A 4,494-nucleotide genomic window follows, 5' to 3' on the forward strand; every position below is an offset into this window, starting at 1 on the left:
GCGATGACGTCGCGGATGACAGGGGAGGGTGAGGACGGGGAGTTGGCCATCGTGTCTGCCTCTTATGGTGGATGTTTGACACCGCGCTGCCTAAGCCGCCTCGGCAACATCCGGATGACATGAGAGGGCATATTGCAATGGTAGGCGCGGCCGCCGCCGGCGGTCACCTCCTGGTGCAGGTCGAAGCGGTGAAGGCGCCGTCCTGCTGCTTCATGATGATGTCGAAGGAAGGGGCGTTCGGATCGTCCAGCGTCGCCTGGGTGATGGAGAGAGAGTTGCCGCCGCTGGTGTAGCCGCCGAGCGGACCGAGCCAACTGATCTCGCCATTGGCATCCATCTGGTAATTGTAGGCCTGCGGCATTCTGCCGAAGGTGACCGGGCCGCTGTAGAGATTGCCCTTGATGGTGATGTCGCCGAGGTTGAGGAACATGCCGAGCAGGTAGACCTCGCAGTGATAAACGCCATCCGGCAGCCTGCCGTCGGCGAAGTCGGCGCGGGCGCCGCCGGCGGCGGATAAGAGAAGCAGGAAGCTCAGGATAATGCGTAGGGCCATGACGTCGCTCGTTTGCGCGGCGACCTTGCCCCATTTTGCCATCGTCTCGCAACCGCCGCCGAATTACCGCGTGTTGGATTGAGATCAAAGATTAGGCATTTTTACCATTTGGGCAAAATCTAGGCAGAGGTGCGCAAAGTTTTCTCAATCCCCTTTCCCTCCCGGATACTCGATCCGTTCGACGGCTATACGATAAGCAATTGTAAAAACGCATCTATCGCCGCTCAGCTCGCCATGCTCCGGCGTTTGGCACGTCGCTTGCAATGCTCTGTCGCGATGCAAAACAACCAGCTTGGGAGCGTGGAACATGAGGGGTAATTCTCGACAATAACAAAAATGTTTTCGGCCGGAGTGATCGCTGCCGGCCTGTCGATGTCGGCTCCCGCCAGGGCGGCCGACGATACGATCAAGGTCGGCATCCTCCATTCGCTGTCGGGGACCATGGCGATTTCGGAAACGACGCTGAAGGACGTCATGCTGATGCTGATCGAGGAGCAGAACGCCAAGGGCGGCCTGCTCGGCAAGAAGCTCGAGGCAGTCGTCGTCGACCCGGCGTCCAACTGGCCGCTGTTCGCCGAAAAGGCGCGCGAGCTGATCTCCAAGGACAAGGTGGCGGCGGTGTTCGGCTGCTGGACCTCGGTGTCGCGCAAGTCGGTGCTGCCGGTGTTCTCGGAACTCGACAACATCCTCTTCTATCCGGTCCAGTATGAGGGCGAGGAGAGCGAGCGCAACGTCTTCTACACGGGCGCGGCGCCGAACCAGCAGGCCATTCCGGCCGTCGACTATCTGATGAGCGCCGATGGCGGCTCGGTGAAGCGCTGGGTGCTCGAAGGCACCGACTACGTCTATCCGCGCACCACCAACAAGATCCTCGAGGCCTACCTCAAGTCGAAGGGCGTGCCGGCCGAGGACATCATGGTCAACTACACGCCGTTCGGCTTCTCCGACTGGCAGACCGAGGTCTCGGCGATCAAGAAGTTCGGCTCGGCCGGCAAGAAGACGGCGGTCGTGTCGACCGTCAACGGCGACGCCAACGTGCCCTTCTACAAGGAACTGGGCAACCAGGGCATCAAGGCCGAGGACATCCCGGTCATGGCCTTCTCGGTCGGCGAGGAAGAACTGGCCGGTCTCGATACCGGGCCGCTCGTCGGCCACCTCGCCGCCTGGAATTATTTCGAGAGTATCGACACGCCCGAGAACAAGAAGTTCATCGACGACTGGCACAAGTTCATCAAGAACGACAAGCGCACCACCAATGACCCGATGGAGGCCCACTATATCGGCTTCAACATGTGGGTGAAGGCGGTCGAGAAGGCCGGCACCACCGATCCGGACAAGGTGATCGACGCCATGGTCGGCGTGTCGGTTCCGAACCTGACCGGCGGCTATTCGACGATGATGCCCAACCACCACATCACCAAGCCGGTGCTGATTGGCGAAATCCAGGCCGATGGCCAGTTCGAGACCGTCTCGCAAACTCCCGGCCTCGTGATGGGCGACGAATGGTCCGACTATCTGCCGGATTCCAAGGACCTGATCTCCGATTGGCGCGCGCCTCTGTCCTGCGGCAATTTCAACGTCGCCACCGGCAAGTGCGGCGGCAAGGGCACCAACTGATCCCGGTCCGGACCTTGGTCCATGACCCCAGGTCTCTCGGATCGCGGAGTGGCCCCACGATCCGAGACCGCGGCCTGGGCGGGCCAATCCTCCGGCCCGCCCAGGCAAACCTTCAAAACCCTTGAGGACCGCTGGAAGACGATGATCCTGCTGCGCGCGATTGGGCTGTTGCTGTTGCTGACGATGGCAAGTCTGTTGCCGTCGAGCGCGGCCGAAGCCGATCTCCGCGCAATCATCGCCAAATTCGCGACAGCCACCAACTTCTCGGCCACCGAGGCGGTGGTGCGCGAGCTGGCCGCGAGCGGCGATCCGGCGGTCGAACGACCACTTTCGGCGCTGGCCGACGGCGAACTTTATATCCGCAAGGGCGACTCCCAGGTCTTCGTCGGCAAGGACGGCGCGGGCGGCGTGGAGTTGCTCGATCCGCTGAGCGGCAAGAAGGCGGCCGACGCCGCCAAGACCGACCTCACCAAGATCAAGGTCAACAACGGCCTTCGCCGGACGATCCGCGATGCCCTGGGCACGCTGACGCTGCGCGCCAAGGACGCGGGCGTGCGGCTCGCCGCCGCGACGACCATGTTCAAGACGCCCGATGCGGCGAATATCGAGCCGCTCGATGCCGCGATCGCCGCCGAGACCGAGCCGGCCGTCAAGGCCATGTTCGAACAGGCGCGCGCGGCGACGGTTCTGGTTTCCGACAAGCCCGAAGCCGACAAGCTCGCGGCCATCTCGCTCATCGCGGCGCGTGGCGATCGCGACGCGCTTTCATTGCTGACTTCGGTCGAAGCCAATTCACAAGGCGCGGTCAAGGATGCGGCAGCCGGCGCCATCGGCCGCATCAATTCGACGCTGGCGCTGTGGGATGCCGGCCAGAACATCTGGTACGGCATCTCGCTCGGATCGGTGCTGCTGCTGGCCGCGATCGGCCTCGCCATCACCTTCGGCGTCATGGGCGTCATCAACATGGCGCATGGCGAGATGGTGATGCTTGGCGCCTACACCACCTTCGTCGTCCAGCACGTCATCCGCACGTCGTTCCCAAGCATATTCGACTGGTCGCTGGTCATCGCGCTGCCGCTTGCCTTCCTTGTCGCGGCGCTGGTCGGGCTTGCCATCGAGCGCGGCATCATCCGTTTCCTCTACGGCCGTCCGCTGGAGACGCTTTTGGCCACCTGGGGCGTCTCGCTGATCCTGCAGCAGGCCGTGCGCACCATCTTCGGGCCGACCAACCAGGAGGTCGGCAATCCGTCCTGGATGTCGGGCTCGTTCGACATCGGGCAACTCGCCATCACCTGGAACAGGCTGTGGATTCTGGTGTTCGCGCTCCTGGTTTTCGCGGTACTGCTCTACGTCATGAAGCGCACGCCCTGGGGCCTGCAGATGCGCGCCGTCACCGCCAACCGCCGCATGGCGGCCTCCATGGGCATCAGGACGCCATGGGTCGACGCGCTGACCTTCGCGCTCGGCTCCGGCATCGCAGGCATCGCCGGCGTGGCGCTCAGCCAGATCGACAATGTCTCGCCCAATCTCGGCCGCGGCTACATCATCGACAGTTTCATGGTCGTCGTCTTCGGCGGCGTCGGCAATCTCTGGGGCACGCTGGTCGGCGCCTTCTCGCTCGGCATCGTCAACAAGTTCCTCGAGCCCTATGCCGGCGCGGTGCTCGGTAAGATCGTCGTGCTGGTATTGATCATCCTGTTCATCCAGAAGCGCCCGCGCGGCCTGTTCGCGCTGAAGGGCAGGGCGGTGGAAGCATGATCGCGCAGCGCCTCTTCGGCGCCGACCGGCGCATCGCGGTCACCATTTTCGTCCTGCTGGCGGCTGCCATCGTCGTGCCGCTGCTCAACCTCGCGGTCTCGCCGGCGAGCGCTCTCTATGTGCCGCCCTATATCGTGGCGCTGCTCGGCAAGTATCTCTGCTATGCGCTGCTGGCGCTCGCGCTCGATCTCGTCTGGGGCTATTGCGGCATCCTCTCGCTCGGCCACGGCGCCTTTTTCGCGCTCGGCGGCTATGCGATGGGCATGTATCTGATGCGACAGATCGGCTCGCGCGGCGTCTACGGCAACCCGATCCTGCCGGACTTCATGGTGTTCCTGAACTACAAGGAGCTGCCCTGGTTCTGGTACGGCTTCGACCATTTCTGGTTCGCGGCAACGATGGTGCTGGCCGTGCCAGGCCTGCTCGCCTTCGTCTTCGGCTGGTTCGCCTTCCGCAGCCGCGTCACCGGCGTCTATCTGTCGATCATCACCCAGGCGATGACCTATGCGCTGCTTTTGGCCTTCTTCCGCAACGACATGGGTTTCGGCGGCAACAACGGGCTGACC

At 63.2% G+C, this 4,494-nt stretch carries 3 protein-coding genes and 1 pseudogene; 3 read left to right on the plus strand and 1 reads right to left on the minus strand.

From position 1 onward, the window contains the following. Nucleotides 1–163 precede the first annotated feature (163 nt). Nucleotides 164–553: a hypothetical protein gene (locus tag EOA29_RS26280; protein WP_126093794.1), complete on the minus strand. Its 390-nt coding sequence runs from the start codon at nucleotides 551–553 to the stop codon at nucleotides 164–166. Between the two features lie 336 nt (nucleotides 554–889). Here EOA29_RS26280 and urtA point away from each other — a divergent pair, with 336 nt between their 5' ends. From urtA to EOA29_RS26295, 3 genes and pseudogenes are all read left to right on the plus strand, one after another. Further along, a complete protein-coding gene (urtA, locus tag EOA29_RS26285) occupies nucleotides 890–2,170 on the plus strand; it encodes an urea ABC transporter substrate-binding protein (RefSeq protein WP_127221821.1) in 1,281 nt (426 codons plus the stop codon). Nucleotides 2,171–2,311: 141 nt separating this feature from the next. Then, complete coding sequence (gene urtB / locus EOA29_RS26290) at nucleotides 2,312–3,928, plus strand: urea ABC transporter permease subunit UrtB (protein WP_126095902.1); 1,617 nt, start codon at nucleotides 2,312–2,314, stop codon at nucleotides 3,926–3,928. Further along, nucleotides 3,925–4,494, plus strand: a pseudogene (locus EOA29_RS26295) (urea ABC transporter permease subunit UrtC); the annotation flags it as partial. The gene urtB and the pseudogene EOA29_RS26295, both read left to right, overlap by 4 nt.

Origin of the sequence: Mesorhizobium sp. M1E.F.Ca.ET.063.01.1.1 (assembly GCF_003998155.1) — a bacterium.
Classification (GTDB): Bacteria; Pseudomonadota; Alphaproteobacteria; order Rhizobiales; family Rhizobiaceae; genus Mesorhizobium.